Genomic DNA, 19,943 nt, shown 5'->3' with positions numbered 1-19,943 from the left:
ATAAATTAGGGACAGACAAATTGTAATCAATTTGACCTATCCCTATATGATCATACATTTATCTCTTCTGAACTGCAAAAGTAGTGGATTTCATGATTTCTTTAATATCTGTTGAAGTGCTGTATCCAATGTACTATATCTGAACTTATAGCCTTCTCTCTCTAACCTTTCTGGAATAACCCACCTACTCTTCAGGATCAATTCGGTTTCTGTCTTAATGATGACTGAGCCCAATTCGAGGAGCCATTTAGGAGATGGCAATCCTACTTTCACATTCATCACATTTCGCAAATGGCTCATTAACTCACGATTGGTGACTGGATTAGGGGAAGAACAATTGAATACACCGCTTAATTCCTCGTGGTCTTTAAGAAAGAGAATAATTTGATATACATCTTCGATATGAATCCAACTGAATTGTTGATTACCAGGACCTTGAGGGCCACCTAGTCCAAATCTGACTAAGTTTTTGAAAGGATTCATCACCCCGCCATTCTCACCTAATACAATAGCGATCCTTAAGGCAACCTGCCTCGTGCTAGCTAAGTCAAAAGAAAAAAATGCGTTCTCCCACTCTTTGGCAACGTCAACGGAGAAGCCTGATCCAATCTCACCACTTTCCTCTGTCATGGGCCGATCCTCAGCATGTCTATATATCGTCGCTGTACTCGAATTGATCCATAGTGAAGGTGGGTTGTCGCATGCTAATATGGCATTGCCAAGGATGTTGGTTGTCTCAGTTCTTGAATTCATGATCTCTTGTTTGTTCTTTGCATTGTAGCGGCAGTCTACTGACCTCCCTGCAAGATTAATGAGTAGCTCTGAATGATTTATAGCATCCACGATCTCCGTATTATTATTCCAAGAAATATGACCTGCTTGTCTTGAGATGATCATCACTTCATATCCAAGATGATTGAACTTCTCCTCTAAGTATTGTCCGATAAAGCCCGTACCACCGGCTAAAACAACCTTTTTATCCATGTGATCAACTCATTTCTCTTTTTAAAAGATTTTCAAAAGATAACGTAAGCATCAACGGTTGCATCAGGCTTCAGTTAACGTTGTAGATATACGAAATAACCCAGCCTTAGAAACTCCTATCCTAGGCTGGGTCATTTGTTGTCTAACGCTTCTCTCATAATTATACATATAATAACCAAGAGGTCATAGCCTGAAGCATAAATTTTCTGTAGCGATAAATAAGCGAGAGAGCTAATTGCAAGAAAAAAAGGAACACCACAAGCGTGTCCCCTTCTCATTTACCGCGAAAAACGTTTATGCAACAGTAACTACTTCCCGGAGTTTCTCAATCGTCATTCGGTCAATAAATCTGCTATACTTCTCTTTCTTTTTCCCCTGCTCTTGAAAGTTTGCAATTAATTGCGTAACGATCGGTACAAGCTGTTCTTCTGAAACGCCAGACATGAGCCGCTGTGCTAATTTAGCTTTTAAGCCTTTGGATTCTCCGCCCACATAGATATCGAATGTATCCCGCATTTTAACGACGGCAATATCCTTAATTAAAGGTTCACTTGTCCCTAGCGCACATCCTGCATATCCAATCTTTAATGGGCTTGGTACCTCATGACCTGAAATCGCCTCGTCCAAAACTTTAGCAATTTCTAGTCCAGCTTCCTCGGCACCACTACAGAAGTTACAGGCGATTAAACTTTTTGTGACAAATCCAGCTGGGTGAATTTGCAGTCCAACCTTTCTGAGCGCATGCTGTACTTCTTCTAAACGCTCTTCCTGCATCTCTACGTAAAGCTGCTTGAATGTCGTCATTTCAATTGTGGCATCCGCACCAACAATAGTACCTAGAATGGCCAGTTGTTCAGGTTTAAATAGGGTACCTCCCACCTCAAATCCAGGTGTTACGGCAAATTTTATTAAGCCCAATTTATTCACTCTCCCATCTAACACTTCCGTCTGCCGATTAAGGAACCTTTGTCATACAAGGCACGACACAACAACCGTTTCCCAGATACGTTCCTTTAGACTACATCGTATCCTTGTTCTTCAATCGCTTCTTTTATGGCTTCCAGCGTCAGCTTATTCTCGTCGTAGGAAATCGCTACAGACTTGTCTTTCAAATCTACTTTCCCGCTTGCACCTAGTGTTTTCATAGCACTTTCAACGGAATTGACACAGTGTCCACAGGACATACCTTCTACTTTTAATGTTACGTTTGTCATAATAATCATTTCTCCTTTTATTGTAAGTTTATTGTTATTTCATTAGCTTCTGATGGGTCTATTACCTAAACCTTCATCCGCTGAAGTCGGAGTGCATTCAGCACTACGGACACGGAACTGAGTGCCATGGCTGCTCCCGCAACCCAAGGAGCTAATAGCCCAAGAGCCGCAATCGGGATACCTAAGGTGTTATATCCAAGTGCCCAGAACAAGTTCTGTCGGATATTACTCATCGTCTTACGGCTCATATATATCGCATCAGGAATGCTGTTCAAATCGCCACGCATCAAGGTTACATCCGCCGCTTCCATCGCGACATCCGTTCCAGTTCCGATAGCCATTCCGATATCAGCCATAGCTAGTGCTGGTGCATCATTGATGCCATCTCCAACCATCGCTACTTTCTTACCTTGCGCTTGCAGCTTCTTCACTTCTTCCGCCTTGCCTTCCGGAAGCACTTCGGCACAAACATGCTCGATCCCAACCTGTTTGGCAATCGCCATGGCTGTGCGCTCATTGTCACCTGTGATCATAATGACTTCGATGCCCATTTGTTTCAAGCGTGTTACCGCCTCTTTGGACGTTTCTTTGATGGTATCGGCAACCGCAACTAATCCAGCATATTTTCCGTCAACCGCGATCAACATCGCTGTCTTCCCATCCAACTCCATCTGCGTCATACTCTCTAAAGCATGCTCGACTTGGACGTTGAATCTTGCCATCAACTTACGCGTTCCGGCTAGAATTTCTTTGCCTTCAACGACCGCACGAATTCCGAACCCTGGAATGGCTTCGAATTGTTCCGTCGCAGGAACCTCAATACCTTTGGCTACAATACCAGATACAATCGCTTCTGCGAGTGGATGTTCTGAGTCCTTCTCAGCAGCACCAACCCAGCGGAGGAACGTGGCTTCATCGATATTATTTTCGACTACGATATCTGTAAGCACTGGCTTACCGTTAGTAACGGTACCCGTTTTATCAAGAATGATCGCATTGATTTTATGTGTTGATTCCAGATGTTCGCCGCCTTTAAATAGTACGCCAAGCTCAGCTGCACGACCCGATCCCGCCATAATCGATGTAGGTGTTGCAAGTCCAAGCGCACATGGACAAGCAATAACCAGAATAGCAATCGCTTTTTCCAGTGCATTCGCGAAGTCACCAGGCGTAACCCAGAAATACCACACGATGAAGGCCAAGACAGCAATCCCAACCACGATTGGAACGAAGATACCAGAAATCACATCAGCCACCCGTTGTATCGGTGCTTTCGATCCTTGTGCTTCTTCTACTACTTTAATAATCTGAGCAAGCGCCGTTTCCTTGCCGACCTTGGTCGCTTTTACTTTCAGTCTACCGTTCTTATTAATCGTAGCACCAATAACGTTGTCTCCTGCCTTCTTATCGACAGGAATACTCTCGCCAGTCAGCATCGATTCGTCTACAGCTGAAGTCCCTTCAAGCACTTCTCCATCAACCGGAATCTTCTCCCCCGGTTTCACAACCACAACATCACCCGTGAGTACTTCTTCGACTGGGATCGTCATTTCCTGCCCGTCACGGATGACTAAAGCTGTCTTCGCTTGCAGACCCATAAGCGTTTTGATCGCTTCAGACGTACGCCCTTTGGCTAGTGACTCGAACAACTTACCCAGAATAACCAATGTAATCAACACGGCACTTGTTTCGTAGTACATCGCTGGACCATGATGAACGTTTCCGCCATTCGAAGCCCATTCGATTGTTAAATAGAGGCTATAGAAATAGGCTGCCGACGTTCCAAGTGAGATAAGTACATCCATATTTCCGCTTTTGTTACGCAGTGACTTATATGCCCCGACATAAAACTGCTTACCGATGTAGAATTGAACAGGTGTCGCAAGAGCCAACTGGAACCAAGGATTCATGAATAAATCCGGCAACCATATCCAAGATAAGAAGGAAAAATGACTGACCATAGACCACAACAACGGTAGAGAGAGAATCGCGGAAATGAGTAACTTACGCTTTTGCTCCTTGATCGCCTTCTCCCGATGTTCTGAAGGATCTCCATCCTCTTGCTTGGTAACAGCCTTGTAACCCAGCTTTTCTACTCGCTGTTGAATCTCAGTTATGGATACATTCGACTTGTTATATTCCACTCGGGCCGTCTCCATCGCAAAGTTAACGACAGCGTTTGTGACACCTGGTGTTTTGTTTAGTACTTTTTCAATCTTGACGGCACATGCGGCGCAGAACATACCTACAAGGTCCAAATCAACGACTTCTTTCGCAACTCCGTAACCGAGCTTCTGAACATTTTGTTCCATTTGTGCAACATTGATCTTGTTCGGATCGTACGTTACAGTTGCGCGTTCCATCGCAAAGTTCACATTTGCTTCTGTTACGCCTTCCAATTTATTCAGACCTTTTTCAATCCGATTTGCACAAGCAGCACACGTCATGCCTGTTATTTCTAAAGAAGTTTGCTCCGTTGCTATCCGGGCTGTTCCCATCATGCACACCTCGTTTTCCTTATTAAATATGATCGGTTAAGCTACCTTCCGATTGCCCCTAACCTACGCGTTCAGGGCTCATACGATGGAGTCGGTTTTGTTCGACCTCTTGAACGTAGTATACCCCCCTACCCTATAAAAAGTCAACTTTTTTATATTATTTCCTTATTCATCCGGTTAAAATCCATGAAAAAAAGGATTCTTTCGAATCCTTCATTAAGTCACTCACTTATTTCATTAGTTTATTAATTGTCGTCAACAGTTCATCGATCACTTCATTCTCGCCATCTTGAAGACGCTCGATCACACAACTTTTCATATGATGCTCCAAAAGAAGCTTTCCTACGCCATTCAAGGCGGATTGGATCGAAGAGATCTGATTCAGCACATCATCGCAATAGGTATCCTTTTCAATCAATCCTTTAACTCCGCGAATCTGACCCTCAATCCGATTGAGGCGACTAATGATATTTTTTTTTGTTTTATCGGAATGATGACTCTTTCTGCCATTGGTGCCGCAGGATTCGTGTATTGTGGACTCCTGAATGTGTTCGTCCATAGAATCGCTCCCTCTCTTCTTGTATCCATTGTAATAATAGCCCCCTCCCCTATACAAATCAAGTTAGGGTCGATTTATCACTGTTTTGGCCTATGCAGAAATAGAGCAGATACTGTTATCTTATGCTAACTTTTTATCGCTGTTTATATTATGATCTTTATCTAACGGTGCCTTCAGAATACCTATAAGTAGAATAATCCACAGCGGGGAGTTTCCAATTGCATGTACAGCAAATGAAGCCCATGTTGAGCCCGTATGTTGCGCAATCCAAGGTGTTATTAACATGCCAGGAATCATTCCGATAAGATGCCATTTGAGACAAGCATGGATTACCCAAGCCCACAATAATCCGTTAATTACCCATGCGTAAGCACCGAATGTATTGTTCTGTAAAGGTAGGATGTATCCCCTCCACATTAACTCTTCGCTAAACATCGCAAGAATATGTATTGGAATAAACAAGGTAAGTAGTTTCCAATTCCCCCTTAGAGGTACATCGAAAAATCTAGTTGGCGGTATTGAAAATTTCTTAAGTGGATTAAATGGTGCCGGCAAGTAACTCGGTGGAGAAAAGAATTGTAACTTTGCAAAATATTTGCCTACCGGTTCTAAGAGTTGATCAAAGATGATTGTCACCATAACTGCTCCGATAACCCAGAACCAATCACTCCCCTGAAAGGATATAAGATGAAATCGTTGATTGAACTCTTGTATTGACATGGTTCCCCCATCTAACCAGTAGAGAAAGATTGATAATGGTAACAAGATAATAACAGGCATCCATAAAAAAAACCAAAAAGAAAAAATTAAGGGTACCCCTTTACTCACTAACCTCGGTGTCCAATAGTGAATTCCACAATATAATAAGATTCCTGGAATTCCAAACAATAAAAGTTGCACCCACAAAGACATTCATTCATCCCCGCAATCTTCATGATTTAACTCCTCTTCATTCAGAAACAAATGCTAGTACTTCATTAGGATCATTAAAAAAATGTTTAGCTTCAATTCCATGATTATTCTTTGCACCCCATACGGCTAATCCAAATGAAACACCCGCATCTCTAGCGCATTGATAATCATACATCGTATCTCCAATGTAAATTGAGCTACTAGGGTCTGCACCAGAAATCTCTAAAAACTTCTGAATCGGTTCAGGATTCGGTTTATGTAGTAATGTATCATCTGCACATACAACAAAAGATAGATATTCCATCAAGCCAAAAGGCACAAAATCATCTTCTAATTCAATCTTAGTCTTTGATGTTACAATTCCGATTTGAATATTGCGTTTATGAAGAGTACTTAACAATTCTCTGATTCCTGCAAAAACATGAATAGAATCCATGAACTCCTTCATATAAACGTTCCAAAGAATATCTCCCTTTTCAGTATCCTCAATTCCTAATACAGGTAATGAGCTAGACCCCGGTATACCCCACACAAATTCTAATTCCTCAAGCTCCATTGTTTTGTTGTACTCTATAGCTAGCATTTTTTGAAGTGATCCTAGTACCGCTTTTTCTGTATCTATTAATGTTCCATCGACATCCATAATGATCGTTTTGTACATGTTTTCGCTCCTTATGACTTTGTTTATACACCAATTATAATGGTCTTTCTAAGCGTGTCACTAATTTATTATGATAGTTAGCAGACAAGTGAAATAATTTCTTCTGCGCTCTCATAGGGCGTCCTATCTTTAGTATATATAATATGTTTAGCAAGTTTATAATTAGATTCATGCGTTAGGAAATGACTATTTATATCTACGCACTCTCTTTCATTTAGAATTCTTAGTGACTCCGCCTGATTGTGGGAAGGCAGAATCAAGAATATGTTATTCTCACTATCTAATACATTCTCTACGATGGAGAACAGTGTTGGATCTTCGTATACCGAATGTCCTCCACCAAAATCAATGACATGATCTTTGTATTCTTGAAATATCCTTACAACAGCATGTGCTTCAAAAGGCTTCCAATACTTATATACACCTTCAAAACCAAAGTTACTTCTGATTGCCTTCTCTTTTTCCGAGCTATACCCAAGTTCCTGATAAAACTTCCATCGCACATCATCAACGCAACATCGAGGATATTCTAGTCTATCTGATACTATGTCTGCTAACGTTGATTTACCTGTTCTGATTGGACCAATTAGAATGATATTGGACATGATCTTATCTACCCCTTATATTTACGAATCCAATGAAAATTAAATCGCTGAATCTTTACACCTAAATTAGATGAATGATATTTAATCATGCTTATGTATCTCCTGAGTTCTCAACAATAACTCTTATCTCATGTAATTCTCTAATAGTCCATGTTGTATTAAGCGGTTTATTCTGGAAGTCATCTTCTTTCCATATGGATCTCATGCCCACATTGAGGCTGGCTTCAATATCATTACTAGGATGATCCCCTACATATATTGAATCTTCCGGTTTCACTCCGAGAAGATTTACAGCTCTTAGAAAAATCTCAGGATCAGGTTTTCTAATTCCTTCGCGTTCTGATATCAGAATCACTTCAAAATAATCACTAATATTTAAGGCTTTTATATTGTTATCCTGAAATCTCTCATACCCATTTGTGATCATGCCCAATTTCATATTCTTTTCTTTTAAGAAATCAAGCATCTCAACCATCCCAGAAAACCCAACACAATGGTTTTGAAAGCCTTCAATATAATCATCCAATAGATCTTGCCAATCTAACTTAGCTTCAAATTCATTAATAAGTGATTGGTACACACGATCTTTCCAAACATAACCTCTCTTATCCAACTCAATAAATCTTTGAACGAACTCTTCTTTTTTCACATGATGCAATGCATCGTAACGATCATATTGATGTTCAACGAAATTGTTTAATGAACGATCACGATCGAGTAGAGTACCGTCCAAATCAAATATTATCGCTTTTAGAATGTTTCTCACCCAGTTTCTATTTAACAGTCTTCCTTTATCTACACCTCAATAATTCCTTGTACTTCATATGGGTAGTCTATTTGTTTCTTAATGATATCTACGGCTTCCTTGTTTAGGAAAAGCTCAACAATATACAAGGCAAGATCAATGGATGTCGATACCCCTCCAGCTGTGATTAGGTTTCCATCTTTCACTATTCGAGACTTCATTACTTCTTTACAATATGGTTCTAACAATTCATACGCAGCAGGATGGGTTGTTGCTTTCTTATTCTTTAACAATCCAGCAGCGCCCAATAAAAGTGAGCCCGTACATACAGATACTATGTGTTCTACTTGCTCTGCTTGTCGTAGCCATGAAATAAACTCATTATCAAATCTAAGTTCTCGAGTTCCCAAACCTCCTGGAACAAACAATAGATCATATTCTGATAGGTCTGGTTTAATCTTATTCACTTTAATTGTTAATCCTAATTCGTCAGATATTTCTTCGGTAAAGCCACAAATATCCCACGTTGTACCCTTCGTTTCATCAAACAAATTCAGCTGATAGATTACATCATAGAATCCAATAAAGTCTAGAAATGTGAGCCCGTTAAAGACAACAAAAGCAATCCTCATAACAACTACCTCCTAGATTTTTCACCAAAAGAAAACCGCTCACTAATTCTCCAGTAATTTGCCTTCTTCCATATAGCAGTTATCGAAAAATCTTTGTTATACGAATTTTTTTGAAAAAATTGTATCATAGAGTTTAAAATTCAATTGTTTTATTTAACAAACCTTCTCCCTAGTTCATGACCAAGTAACACTATCGGTAGTAGCATAAGCCCCACAGGAATACTTAATAAAACCTCTCCCCAGGTAACTAATCCCTCACTAATCAATCTATAAAATAGATACAGCGAATAAGGGAGAGTAATAATCACAGCACTCACTACTCCTGGCGTATACATCTTCAGATAGATGGATTGCCCTACATGTGTAAATACATGGATTAAAAACAGCGTATTAAAAGATAGGAATATAAAGAACTTTCCTTGCTCCGCTGCTAGAAAAGTAAATGGAATAAAAATAATAAACTCAAGTAAAACAGCAAAGGCAAATTGACCACTCGTAATATTGAACATCTTCTCTAGCTGCTTCTTTAACCTTGTAGGAACCACACGAATAACATGATTTCTGTTCTTCTTAATCCACACCTCAACCCATATAATCTCCTCTAAATCATGGAGCATAAAAGCTACGATGAATAACCAGACCAATGTTGATGTAGTCATCTCATGTATTAGATTCATCATTAATTATCCATCTCCTCGAAAAAAAGAATATGGTGTCACATTCTACCTAATTTAAGTTGTTTGAAATTTCTTAATATATAGTTGAATCCAGAGTATAATGTCAGGATTACAGCTATTAGCATAAGAATATAGTCAATCTTAATGCTAGTTAGCAATTCAAATGGATAGTTGTTTAATAACACTGCAACAATAGCAACTACTTGCATAACCATTTTTATTTTCCCATAATTATCAGCTGCTAACGCAATTCCTTGTCCCGATGCTGCCATTCTTAAACCTGTAATGATAAACTCTCGACCAATGATAATAACAGCCATCCAAGAAGGAATCATACCCAACTGGACCATCATAATTAATGCAACGGATATCAATAACTTATCCGCTAGTGGGTCTAGCAACTTCCCAAGGTTAGTAATTTGATTATATTTCCTTGCAATATAACCATCTAACTTATCGGTTCCCGCGGCTACAATAAATATCACAATTGCAATGTTAATTCCGTATTGATTCATGAAACTGAAGAATCTACTTTCATCAGCTAGCCACACGGGATATTTTGAAAGAGCCACGATAAATAATGGTATTAAACAAATTCGTGCAATTGTAATTTTATTCGCAAGATTCATGCTAGCCCTCCTTATGGAATCTACGACTAATACAGTCTCTTCTCATACGTCTCTTTCAATGATTTCGCCACATCTTCAGCTGTTACATCCTTCATATTCACATGATCTGCCAACACCTGTGATATAACGGGTAGATCTTCTTTTTCCGGCCACTTACTCGGATCCCACAGACTAGACCTTTTGAATGCTTTGGCACAATGCACATAACATTCTTCGACTTTCACCCCTATACCTAACAAAGGTTTCTTATCGTTAACCTTCATCTCTTCTAACAAATCATCGTCATTCACGATATAAGCATTCCCATTAATCCTTAAGGTTTCTTCTAACCCTGGAATGATAAATATAATCCCAATACAAGGGTTGGAAAGTATATTTCTCAATGAATCCAGACGACGATTTCCTGGACGTTCTGGAATGATCAAATGATTATCGTCGATCACATGCACAAAACCTGCTTTATCACCACGAGGAGAAACATCACAAGTCCCCGAACGATCAGCAGTTGCAATAAATGCCATTGGGGATTGAGATATGAAATGACGACAATGCTGATCTATACTATGAATCGCTTTCCTTGTTACTAATTCGCTGGAATATCCTACAATATCTCTTAGCTCTTGTTCAGTCGTGATTTGATGTTTAAATATCGTTTTATTCATCATTGGAATTAACCCACTTGACTCCTGGCATGCTAGAAAAGCAAGTTCTTGAGCATCCATCACTTCGACTCCTTTTATATTAATCTCAGAATTTGCACCCGATATATCATGCGATAACCTATTGTTATGAGATGTAAGAGCGACTCAAATCACTTCAAATTCTTTATGTGTTCTGAAACATAAGACCCATCCTTGTAAATCAGACAGTTTAATTGCAATCCATATGCACATCCACCGTCTATCCCAATCTTATCTTCATCAACCCAGATGTCTGCCGAATCTTGGAGTTCAATCGTTCTTGTATGTCCAAATATAACTTTCTTATCAACAATTGTCTTCGAGCGGTGGAATTCCGACTTAATATACATGAAATCATGGTCCGACTGCTCTTTCCAATTCCTATATTGAGGGTTTAAACCCGCGTGTACATATATATGGTCGTTATCTTCATGATACAAGGGTAACGATTCCAGAAAATCTATATGAGCAATGAAATTGCTTCTGATGTAATCTATTGCTTGTAGAAATAGACTCTCATCCATTGAATGATCGACAAAATCACAATAGCTTTGAAGCGTTTGTAATCCCCCATGCTCTAAAAACTTCGACTTCACTACCGAGTTATCAGTTCTTATTAGATCAACCAATCTCTGATCATGATTACCACGTAAGGCAATCACATTATGGTTCTCCACTAAGTCTATTACTTTATCGACGACTTCCCTACTCTTTGGTCCTCTATCCACATAATCACCTAGTACAATCAATTGATCATTAGATGATTGGTAATTTAGAACTTCCAACAATTCATTAAATGGATCAAAACATCCATGAATATCACTGATCATTAGGATTCTTTTCATAAATTACCTCCTATATATATCGATATAAAATTCCGGCAAGTAACCATCGGATGAACCAAGGGCTATTTGCCGGAACCATGATTTACGTTAGTAGCTACAAAGATCTTAGATCCTTACTGTATATTTTCGTGAAGTCGCCGCTAAGCTTCGGTGCTTTCTCTATGAAATTCCATCCAAATCTTTCGTAGTAATCGTCATGCGTCGTAATTAAATACAAGTCGCTATATCCTAATTTTGTCGCTTCTTCTATTACACGATTTTGTAGTTCTCTTGCTATGCCCTTACCTCTCTGCTCTTCATCGACATACAAGCTTGCTAACCAAGGAGAAAGATCTTGTCTACACGATAGATCGTTCATCCAAAAAGATACTGTCCCTACAGGTTCTTCACCATCTAGCGCTACAAATGTCATTGGCACACGATCAATCTGAGAATTATGTAATACGGCATATCTAACAAATTCGATTGGCTTATCACTAGCCCATTGTTTCCAAAGCCACTGACATACTGTTTCAAAATATTCCTTGTGCTCTGCAAGATTAACGATTTGAATTCCCATCATTGTCTCCGTCTCCTCTTTGTCTGTTTTTTCATTTGAAACTTCTTTAAAATTGTTCGGAAAGAGCCGCTTCTACTCTCCATTCAGAAGGTTCTGAATTCTCCGCCCAGTACTCATCGATTCTTATGATTCGTTCTTCCTCACACTGATTCCCCATCTACCTGGATATATCCTGTTAGCTTCTATTAAAATAACCTTCCTCTTCACCTCTTTGAATCTTACACTCTTCCTTCATCAAAGTAGGTGATCTCTATATCTTCTCTTATAATTCTACTTAATCCTTCTTTGTAATTATGGCATCGGCATTAAATATTAACATTAATAGTTCACGGAATAACTTCCATGCTATAAACAACAATATAAAACAGATGCCTCCTAAGATTATTCCAAGGAAACTATTATTTGTCTCCTGTCCTGTATAATATTCATCTCCGGTCCCTACTGACTTTATATAGGTATTGGTTAATGATATATATTTCCCAAAAGCAGTAAATTCATATGAATTTATTGAAATATTTATGATTTTCTTCTAAACAGTTTTTTGAATATAACAAGCAGACATATCGTCATTATGATCGGGAATATAAACAATATAATAATAAAAGCATATACATTTTCCTTTATTAATTGAGTAATATCCTGCATTGTTATCACCTCTTGTTTATTTTTTAAGCTATACATTCATTTTATGGGTATTCGAATTATATAATGCTTGGCAATTCATTAAATATTATTGATATAAATAGCTATGCATACTCGATATTCAAGTCCTTTACATATACTGCGGTTCCAGAAATAAATACGTCCATGTGATCAGATTCCGTTCTATATACTTCGACGTTTACTCTACCGTCTCTTCCTATTTCTTGTCCTTGTTCAACATTGAAATGAATTGAAGGTAGATTCCGTTCCACATAATTCAAATAATAGGCTCCCATGACACCAGATGCTGTACCTGTCACTGGATCTTCAATGGTTCCTGACAATGGAGATGAGAAATGTCTAGCGTGCATGAGGGTGCCCACATCGAAGGTTTGTAAACAAAATGGGTGAATTGACGTTTAGGAAGTTCAGTTAATATCTCTGGAAATAGTGTGTTTATGGGTTTCATTCTATTAAAACTTTCTATATTCTTAATTGGAATTAATAATGTCCATGCGCCTGTGCATCCGTATACGATGGGTAAATCCTCTTCTATTTCCCTCGATGTTAATCCCATTGAGGAGGCAAGTCTTTCCTTGTCTCCATTAAATTCAATAAACTGAGGCTTATCTTGCTTCATTCTAATCAGAATTTGATTGTCTTTATTAAGGCTAAATTGGATGGGTAATACGCCAACATTGGTTTCTATATTTATTGAACTGACCTCTCCAAGTATCCCTCTAGTCTTCAAACAATATAAAGATGCCATCGTTGTATGACCACATAAATTTATCTCGTGTCCTGGAGTGAAATATCTTAGTCTTAAATCGGTTTTTGGGACTTCACTACAAACACTGTTTCAAACCCCACTTGGTATGCAATAGACTGCATATCACTGGCACTTAGTTGATGGGTATCCAATACTACCCCGGCAGGATTCCCTTTGTTTGGGTATTGTGAAAAAGCATCATAGTGGAATACTTCCACATTTCTCATTGTTGTATTCCCTCTCAGGTCAATCTCTTATAACCTTTACAAAATTTTAATTCGGGATTAGAATTTAAGGATTCAACAGGAACATATACCGTATTGTTAATTAGAATAGGTGAGAATTTAGACGTAACATTGGTTCCATTTAACTCAATTTCAACATTAGGTTTTGCAATAGCTATTGAAGAATATGATAACAACAAGCTAACCATGAATAACACTGTAAAAACTTTTATCTTCATAGAAGGCTTTCCCCTCCAAAATAATGATTTTAAAATACTAACTCTTCTTATCATCCGATTCCGATTCAATATATTCTTCTAGTTCCTCTTCAATCTCCTGATCAGTCATATTAAAATCATCTTTATCCTTAATTCCTAACTTCTCCTTTATCCTCTGCAAATCCAACTGAATTTCTTTAGTTCTAATGTGTGTACTTAGAGCAACTCCAAAGGTGATAGCAATGAGTATCAAAATTCCATATGGGCCTCCAAGAACAATAGATAATAAAATAGCAACTAATATGGCGATTATTGTAGCAAAAATGGTCATGTATGATCCTTTCAAATCATTTTATTATTTAGTGGAACTCATTACACAAGAATTCATTAATTTTTACATTAACATATTGAGGATTCTCTAAATTAAGCAGATGACCTGTCTCAGGGACAATTTTGGCACGTATATTCTTGCATATTTGCGTTGCTCGGTAGAATGCCATATTGACGTCATTAATGACTTCCTCTTCCCCGAGGAGTAGAAGGACAGGCATAGCGAGTTTCTTAAGCTCGTCTTCACTATAAACATCTGGTGGAACTTTTAATGAAAGAGAACCATATCTAAAGGCAGCATGAAATTGGTCTACTAACGCTTTGTTTAATTGATGTCTCGATAACCACTTTATAAATTTGGACACACTCCATTTCAATGGAATTGCATTCATTGCAATCACCCGATAAATGAATTGTTTGTGTAGTGGTGCAAATGAGGAAGCCGGACTAAGCAAAAACATTTTTTTCACTTTATGAGAAGCATACATAGCATAATTTATAGCCAGAAACCCTCCATAAGAAATTCCACCGATATAACACGAATCAATGTCCAATCCAATCAACACCTCGTCTAACCATTCCCCGCACTCTTCCCTATTCACAGGTAGTACGCTTGGTACACTCTTATTCAAATCCCCGATAAAGTCTATCGCATACACTCTGTATTTACGTGCTAGCTGTTCAATATTAGGGAACCAGATCGTTGAACTAAATCCCATGGCATGCAAAAGAATAAGTGGTTCCCCATCATCAGGACCGCAAGTTATGACATGTGTTTGTCCAAACCGTGTAGGAACATAGAATGTCTTGTAAGGAACATGCCATAAAGAAAGACTTTTTTCGTATTCAATATTGTATTTCATTTCCTTCTGCGAGGTTTTAAAGTGCAACAGATTTCTTGATCCTACCTGAGTCTTGATACCATGCATTTTCATAATTACCCCCCTATAATTCAATCGCTTTTTCATGAGAGCCAAGCTTAGAAAGTATTGATTTCAATTCTTTTTGCTGTTGATTCCATTCTTGTCTATGCTGAGACATTAACAATTATCTTAGGCTGGGTCGTATGCTATCTGAGCTACTTCTATGTTGATCTGCACAATACTTCTTTATATGTTTTTTACAAATCCTGTATTCTTTTCTATTATAAATCCAGATTCCCCATAAAAACTATGTATTTTTTCACTCTTAGAACTTGTCATGAACATAAGTTCCTAACAATTCAGCAAAAAAAACAGACCGCTCATTAGAGTAATCTGTCTTCTGCTGCTTCCCCTTGTACACTTACAATCATTTGAAAATAAGCTCTTTCATATAAACCATGGATTGATATATTAATATAAGTCCCATAATCAAACATATAACAATCAAAAACATATTAATCCCAAACAAAGGTACTGTAAACCATGCAGGTTTAATCTCTTTCAACTCAATTGATGCCGATTGCAATGTAATTATGTTAATAATAATAAACATGCTATTTAGCTTTATTACACGATACAATGGTTTTTTTGCGTGTTTAAGTACATATTTTCGACGTTCATATTTATCCCGTAATCCTGAATGAATAACTCCTTTTATATAATGCTCCCATCTGAAAGCTCCCATGCTTGCAACTAATGCCGCAATAGATAATGTGGATGTTATGTTAACTTGTACAAATGTTTGGATAAACTCATTTATATCCGTTGTACTTATTACTTGTAAATAAAAGAACATACCGAAAATAATAATTGAATATACTAATACCCATCTTTCAATAAACTTACTTTTACTTTTTATAGTCTCTGAACGTGGTTGCATTTTACACCTCTGCAAATTGGATCTCTGGGATTTGGTATAGCGTGTTCTGTTCGGCGAACCATTCTATTATATTCTATAATATACCATCAAGATGCAACAAATTCAGACAAAATAGACATACTACTCCTTCGAGCAGTATGTCTTCTGGTACTTGCTTAAATTCCTATGATAACACCGATTTTAAAAAGAGAATTCTTATGGATTCCTCTTTAAAAGTTCCAAAAGGACGCCTTACAAACGCTCTTTCTCTTTAGATCAACTAGCTCATTTACTCCGGCTTTTTCTAACTTTTCTATGAGAGCGTCAGCTCCCTTTTTCAATTTAAAATCCATCTCTTTCGTATAAATCGGAATCAGACTAAAGAAATGTATCCTCTTGCCGTTAGATTCTAAAGTGAAGAAATCATTGGCATTATCAACTGTTGTAGGAATTGAAAGGATCATTCCAGAAAACTCAGTGTTCGTAGCGAATGGTTGTGCTGGATCACCATTAGGTATCGTATGTGCGTGGTATAACCATGTTTGATACTCATGTGGAAATCTTGCTAACTTCTTCAACCAAAGTATAGGCCAATAATTCTCGTCTTGCTTAAATGCTTCATCAGACATCTTCCAATCACTAGGTAGACATATAACCAGTTCAGCAAATCTGAAGTTATCAGCGCCCTCTGGAACCGTCATAGGTAGATTACTCATCCCACATGTAACTAATGTATAATAATTCTTTTCTTTCGTTGGTTTCACAATAAGAATATCCAGATGAACAAGATCAGATATGATCTCATGAAACACAGTATCAATTTTCCCTATGTATTTTTCCACATGATCTGAAATAACCTTGATAGCCTCTTCATCTCCAGACGCAAGAGTGAAGTCCTCTTTTCTCTCCTCATAACGAAAAATGGCTTCTCCTGATGGAGCGAGTTCCTTATTCATAGTGCCTCCTATTAGATATTTATTTTCTAAGTACCTAATCATTTCGCCATCCACATTCCAATACCCTCCAAAACATACAACAACAAACAACATATTAAGACAAAAAAATACAGAATGCTCGTTAGAGCAATCTGTATTTCTACACATTCGTTAGCACTCACAGAGCACTATTTTATTAGTTGTGAGAGAAGCAATTACTCACTTTCTTTCGACTGGTAGGTCAGAACTACGACACCAGAACTAAATGTCTTTGTATCTACAAGTTTAAAAACTTTCTCATCGATCTTGTCTGCGAAGAGACGTTTTCCGTTCCCTATAACAATAGGAAATACCATCAGACGATATTCATCAATTAGGTCATTTGCTATTAACGTTTGTACGAGATCACAGCTTCCAAAGACCAAAATATCTTTACCAGGCTGCTGTTTAAGCTTTGATATTTCTTCAACGATATTGTCCTTAATCAGAGTTGAATTATTCCACTTCACTTCATCCAACGTCGTTGAAACAACGTGCTTGGCGTAGCCGTTCATCATCTCACCGTATTCGCCTGTCTCCTCGATCATGTTAGGCCATGCTTGTGCAAACCCATCATAAGTTACTCGTCCCAGTAGAAGTGCATCGCTCGCTTTCATCTCATCGAATTTATACTTGTCCTGTTCATCACTGAGGAATTTGAAAGTCCACTGCGGATTTTCCATAACGCCATCCAGCGTCACAAATTCAGATACACATAGTTTTCTCATTATATTTCCTCCGATAATTCATTTAATTGCACATTAGATAATCTTATTATTACCTTATGTAATTGAAACATAATCAACTTCGCTAGTTCAAGAATAACGAAGTCTTACTAATCACTTTTGGCTTTTTCTATACTGGCCTTTAATGATTCTCCAAACTCGGAAATGATCAAATAAATAATTCCTATAATGAAAGACAACACACTTAGGATCACAGGTCCACTTCCCACGGAATCCAACATAGCCTGAAATAGAGATTCATTCCACGAAGATACGTTAGATCCGAAAATCGCTGCACTAATATATCGAATCCCATACAAGAATGCGCCAATACTAATAAAAATTATCCCTGTTCCTCTTCTATTCATAAATCGCATTCCTCCTATTCACAACTTGTTAAGCTCGATTCGAGCTACTCCTCGAGTGTATTATTATCGGAGAAAGTTAGACCTTTACTCTCTAGCGCGAGACGAAGCTGTCTAATTGCGTTTGGACCTATGCCATGTAGTTCCTTAAGTTCCTTCTCACTAAGCTTCGCGACCTGCTCCAATCTCGAGAGACCCTTATTGGCAAGCGCACGTAACGCTGGTTTAGCCAATCCCATTGGAAAATCACTTTCTTGCGTATTGTTTTGATTCAAATCCAAGATTGGTTCCCTCCCTATCATGACCTATATGAATTATATATGGAAATTTATGTTATAGTAAACATGTGATTGTGAAGCTACTTGAGAACATTTTAATTGAATCTAAGGGGAGTTGTAGTAATGAAAAAGATATTTCCATTCATCCTTTTTATATTAGTGATTTTAGCAGGATGTACTACTAATGCTGCTGATACCGTTGATACACCTCTTTACGCCGGCAAGCCTTTGGTCATTGGCATAATAGGCGACTCTCCAGCGGTACGCGAAAATAACGTGGAGTTTAAAAATATTACCTTTAAGCAATTAGAAGAAGTCAACAATCAATCGTCTGAATTGGATGCCATTATGATTATGAAGGAACATCTATCCGAGGCTGCCGAAAGTAAGTATGCTAAAGTGTATAAGAATCCCAGCATTCCATATTTCTTTATAGAATCTACCAAATCATATGTACCCTTTATTATTGAGGAATTATCCTACGAGGAGGTGCCAGAATTAGATAATCTAAATTATGTAACGGGCTATTTCAACACAGGCGCTGACGAAAACCAATTTCAATCTTGGGGTTATGGACTCTACAATGACAAAGTAAATGAATCTAACATTAAGAATGTATATACACAAATATTTACGACTATTGCGTCTAGTAAGATATAAAAATATGACCCGACCTGAGATAGCACAACTATCCTAGGTCGGGTCTTATATTGTCTAAATCATTTTTTGAAATACCATAAAAACGATCTACCTCTGAGTATTAACCACAAGTCCCCGAACCCACCCTCACCCTAATCAATAAATCAGTACATGGTAGTTACAATAATGAATACTCCCTAATTGCATGCTGTCGCACTCTTGTTACAATACTGGGCTAATTAGTTATTACTAAGATATGGCCCTGCATCTCTTTTAGTCCAACTACCCGTTGGCGGGTTGTACTCACCTTTATTGACTAGGGCTACCAACTTGGTTATGCCTCTATTAATTCAATCGTCCAATTCTTTTCTTGAATTCTGAAATCAAGTTCTCGATAATTCTTAGACAGTTCATCTACTTGCTTCTGGAGCTCATTAATATCTACCGTTCTATAGTACTTCACCTCGGAACGACTGAATCGATCCTGCTTAATGGATGCAATCTCAAGTAATTCATTTAATATATTTCTCTTTTGCATACAATGATCACGTTCAGCAAGCGCATCTGAAATGCTCCTAGTTGAATCAAACGCAATGGATGAGTTGGTTTTGTTGATTCTTTTAATCCATCCTGTTAATTCTTCTAAAGTTCTATTCAATTCTGCCAAAAGAACACTAGGATCCTCACCGGGTTCTTCACCTTCTTGTACCTTTACAACTCTTTCTAGTCTTTGTTTCAGCTGCGCTACTTTCCGTTGACAATCTGCCCTTAGAACCAAGGCTTCTGCGAGTTTCATA

At 38.1% G+C, this 19,943-nt stretch carries 24 protein-coding genes and 1 pseudogene; 1 reads left to right on the top strand and 24 read right to left on the bottom strand.

What is annotated here, in order from left to right:
• Positions 1-90 precede the first annotated feature (90 nt).
• The 23 genes and pseudogenes from PGLA_RS03235 to PGLA_RS03120 form a co-directional block, all read right to left on the bottom strand.
• Positions 91-984, bottom strand: coding sequence for a TIGR01777 family oxidoreductase (locus PGLA_RS03235; RefSeq protein WP_068528596.1), 894 nt, complete (start codon positions 982-984; stop codon positions 91-93).
• A gap of 294 nt (positions 985-1,278) precedes the next feature.
• A complete protein-coding gene (locus PGLA_RS03230) occupies positions 1,279-1,902 on the bottom strand; it encodes an NAD(P)/FAD-dependent oxidoreductase (protein ID WP_068528593.1) in 624 nt (207 codons plus the stop codon).
• Positions 1,903-1,997: 95 nt separating this feature from the next.
• The gene (locus PGLA_RS03225) at positions 1,998-2,198 is read right to left on the bottom strand and encodes a copper ion binding protein (RefSeq protein ID WP_068528590.1); all 201 of its coding nucleotides are present in this window, start codon (positions 2,196-2,198) and stop codon (positions 1,998-2,000) included.
• 65 nt (positions 2,199-2,263) lie between these two features.
• Positions 2,264-4,699 (bottom strand): heavy metal translocating P-type ATPase, encoded by a 2,436-nt coding sequence (locus tag PGLA_RS03220; RefSeq protein WP_068528587.1) that lies wholly within the window; start codon positions 4,697-4,699, stop codon positions 2,264-2,266.
• A gap of 226 nt (positions 4,700-4,925) precedes the next feature.
• A complete protein-coding gene (locus PGLA_RS03215; RefSeq protein WP_068528585.1) occupies positions 4,926-5,255 on the bottom strand; it encodes a metal-sensitive transcriptional regulator in 330 nt (109 codons plus the stop codon).
• Positions 5,256-5,375: 120 nt separating this feature from the next.
• Complete coding sequence (locus tag PGLA_RS03210; RefSeq protein WP_211269492.1) at positions 5,376-5,975, bottom strand: CPBP family intramembrane glutamic endopeptidase; 600 nt, start codon at positions 5,973-5,975, stop codon at positions 5,376-5,378.
• A gap of 229 nt (positions 5,976-6,204) precedes the next feature.
• On the bottom strand, positions 6,205-6,828 hold the full coding sequence (locus PGLA_RS03205) for an HAD family hydrolase (RefSeq protein WP_068528579.1): 624 nt from the start codon (positions 6,826-6,828) through the stop codon (positions 6,205-6,207).
• Positions 6,829-6,905: 77 nt separating this feature from the next.
• Positions 6,906-7,433, bottom strand: a complete 528-nt coding sequence (locus tag PGLA_RS03200; protein WP_245699691.1) for a nucleoside/nucleotide kinase family protein — start codon at positions 7,431-7,433, stop codon at positions 6,906-6,908.
• Positions 7,434-7,524: 91 nt separating this feature from the next.
• Positions 7,525-8,199, bottom strand: a complete 675-nt coding sequence (locus PGLA_RS03195) for an HAD family hydrolase (protein WP_245699690.1) — start codon at positions 8,197-8,199, stop codon at positions 7,525-7,527.
• A 29-nt stretch (positions 8,200-8,228) separates the two neighbouring features.
• A complete protein-coding gene (locus tag PGLA_RS03190) occupies positions 8,229-8,810 on the bottom strand; it encodes a DJ-1/PfpI family protein (protein ID WP_068528573.1) in 582 nt (193 codons plus the stop codon).
• A 149-nt stretch (positions 8,811-8,959) separates the two neighbouring features.
• On the bottom strand, positions 8,960-9,469 hold the full coding sequence (locus tag PGLA_RS03185; protein WP_245699688.1) for an HXXEE domain-containing protein: 510 nt from the start codon (positions 9,467-9,469) through the stop codon (positions 8,960-8,962).
• A 56-nt stretch (positions 9,470-9,525) separates the two neighbouring features.
• A complete protein-coding gene (gene pgsA, locus PGLA_RS03180; RefSeq protein WP_068528570.1) occupies positions 9,526-10,116 on the bottom strand; it encodes a CDP-diacylglycerol--glycerol-3-phosphate 3-phosphatidyltransferase in 591 nt (196 codons plus the stop codon).
• A gap of 26 nt (positions 10,117-10,142) precedes the next feature.
• Positions 10,143-10,778 carry a pyridoxamine 5'-phosphate oxidase family protein gene (locus PGLA_RS03175; protein WP_145939474.1) on the bottom strand — a complete coding sequence of 212 codons (636 nt, stop codon included), beginning with the start codon at positions 10,776-10,778 and terminating at the stop codon, positions 10,143-10,145.
• A 149-nt stretch (positions 10,779-10,927) separates the two neighbouring features.
• Positions 10,928-11,641 (bottom strand): metallophosphoesterase, encoded by a 714-nt coding sequence (locus tag PGLA_RS03170; RefSeq protein ID WP_068528567.1) that lies wholly within the window; start codon positions 11,639-11,641, stop codon positions 10,928-10,930.
• A gap of 94 nt (positions 11,642-11,735) precedes the next feature.
• The gene (locus tag PGLA_RS03165; RefSeq protein WP_245699686.1) at positions 11,736-12,203 is read right to left on the bottom strand and encodes a GNAT family N-acetyltransferase; all 468 of its coding nucleotides are present in this window, start codon (positions 12,201-12,203) and stop codon (positions 11,736-11,738) included.
• 743 nt (positions 12,204-12,946) lie between these two features.
• Positions 12,947-13,838 (bottom strand): annotated as a pseudogene (locus tag PGLA_RS03160) (PhzF family phenazine biosynthesis isomerase).
• 273 nt (positions 13,839-14,111) lie between these two features.
• A complete protein-coding gene (locus tag PGLA_RS03150) occupies positions 14,112-14,384 on the bottom strand; it encodes a hypothetical protein (RefSeq protein ID WP_068528561.1) in 273 nt (90 codons plus the stop codon).
• A gap of 28 nt (positions 14,385-14,412) precedes the next feature.
• Positions 14,413-15,318 carry an alpha/beta fold hydrolase gene (locus tag PGLA_RS03145; protein WP_161487831.1) on the bottom strand — a complete coding sequence of 302 codons (906 nt, stop codon included), beginning with the start codon at positions 15,316-15,318 and terminating at the stop codon, positions 14,413-14,415.
• 355 nt (positions 15,319-15,673) lie between these two features.
• Positions 15,674-16,186, bottom strand: a complete 513-nt coding sequence (locus PGLA_RS03140) for a hypothetical protein (RefSeq protein ID WP_068528558.1) — start codon at positions 16,184-16,186, stop codon at positions 15,674-15,676.
• 209 nt (positions 16,187-16,395) lie between these two features.
• Positions 16,396-17,121 (bottom strand): suppressor of fused domain protein, encoded by a 726-nt coding sequence (locus tag PGLA_RS03135; protein ID WP_068529344.1) that lies wholly within the window; start codon positions 17,119-17,121, stop codon positions 16,396-16,398.
• A gap of 194 nt (positions 17,122-17,315) precedes the next feature.
• A complete protein-coding gene (locus tag PGLA_RS03130; RefSeq protein ID WP_068528555.1) occupies positions 17,316-17,867 on the bottom strand; it encodes a dihydrofolate reductase family protein in 552 nt (183 codons plus the stop codon).
• Positions 17,868-17,974: 107 nt separating this feature from the next.
• Positions 17,975-18,232, bottom strand: a complete 258-nt coding sequence (locus PGLA_RS03125) for a hypothetical protein (RefSeq protein ID WP_068528552.1) — start codon at positions 18,230-18,232, stop codon at positions 17,975-17,977.
• 44 nt (positions 18,233-18,276) lie between these two features.
• A complete protein-coding gene (locus tag PGLA_RS03120) occupies positions 18,277-18,510 on the bottom strand; it encodes a helix-hairpin-helix domain-containing protein (protein WP_342671676.1) in 234 nt (77 codons plus the stop codon).
• A 120-nt stretch (positions 18,511-18,630) separates the two neighbouring features.
• Here PGLA_RS03120 and PGLA_RS03115 point away from each other — a divergent pair, with 120 nt between their 5' ends.
• Positions 18,631-19,167: a putative periplasmic lipoprotein gene (locus PGLA_RS03115; protein ID WP_068528546.1), complete on the top strand. Its 537-nt coding sequence runs from the start codon at positions 18,631-18,633 to the stop codon at positions 19,165-19,167.
• A 313-nt stretch (positions 19,168-19,480) separates the two neighbouring features.
• Here the strand turns inward: PGLA_RS03115 and PGLA_RS03110 are convergent, their stop codons facing one another.
• On the bottom strand, positions 19,481-19,942 hold the full coding sequence (locus tag PGLA_RS03110) for a DIP1984 family protein (RefSeq protein WP_068528542.1): 462 nt from the start codon (positions 19,940-19,942) through the stop codon (positions 19,481-19,483).
• Between the last annotated feature and the right edge of the window lies 1 nt (position 19,943).

The organism is Paenibacillus glacialis (assembly GCF_001637205.1).
Classification (GTDB): domain Bacteria; phylum Bacillota; class Bacilli; order Paenibacillales; family Paenibacillaceae; genus Paenibacillus_AQ; species Paenibacillus_AQ glacialis.
Note: the sequence above shows the minus strand (reverse complement) of the source record. Positions and strands in the feature narration are given on the sequence as shown.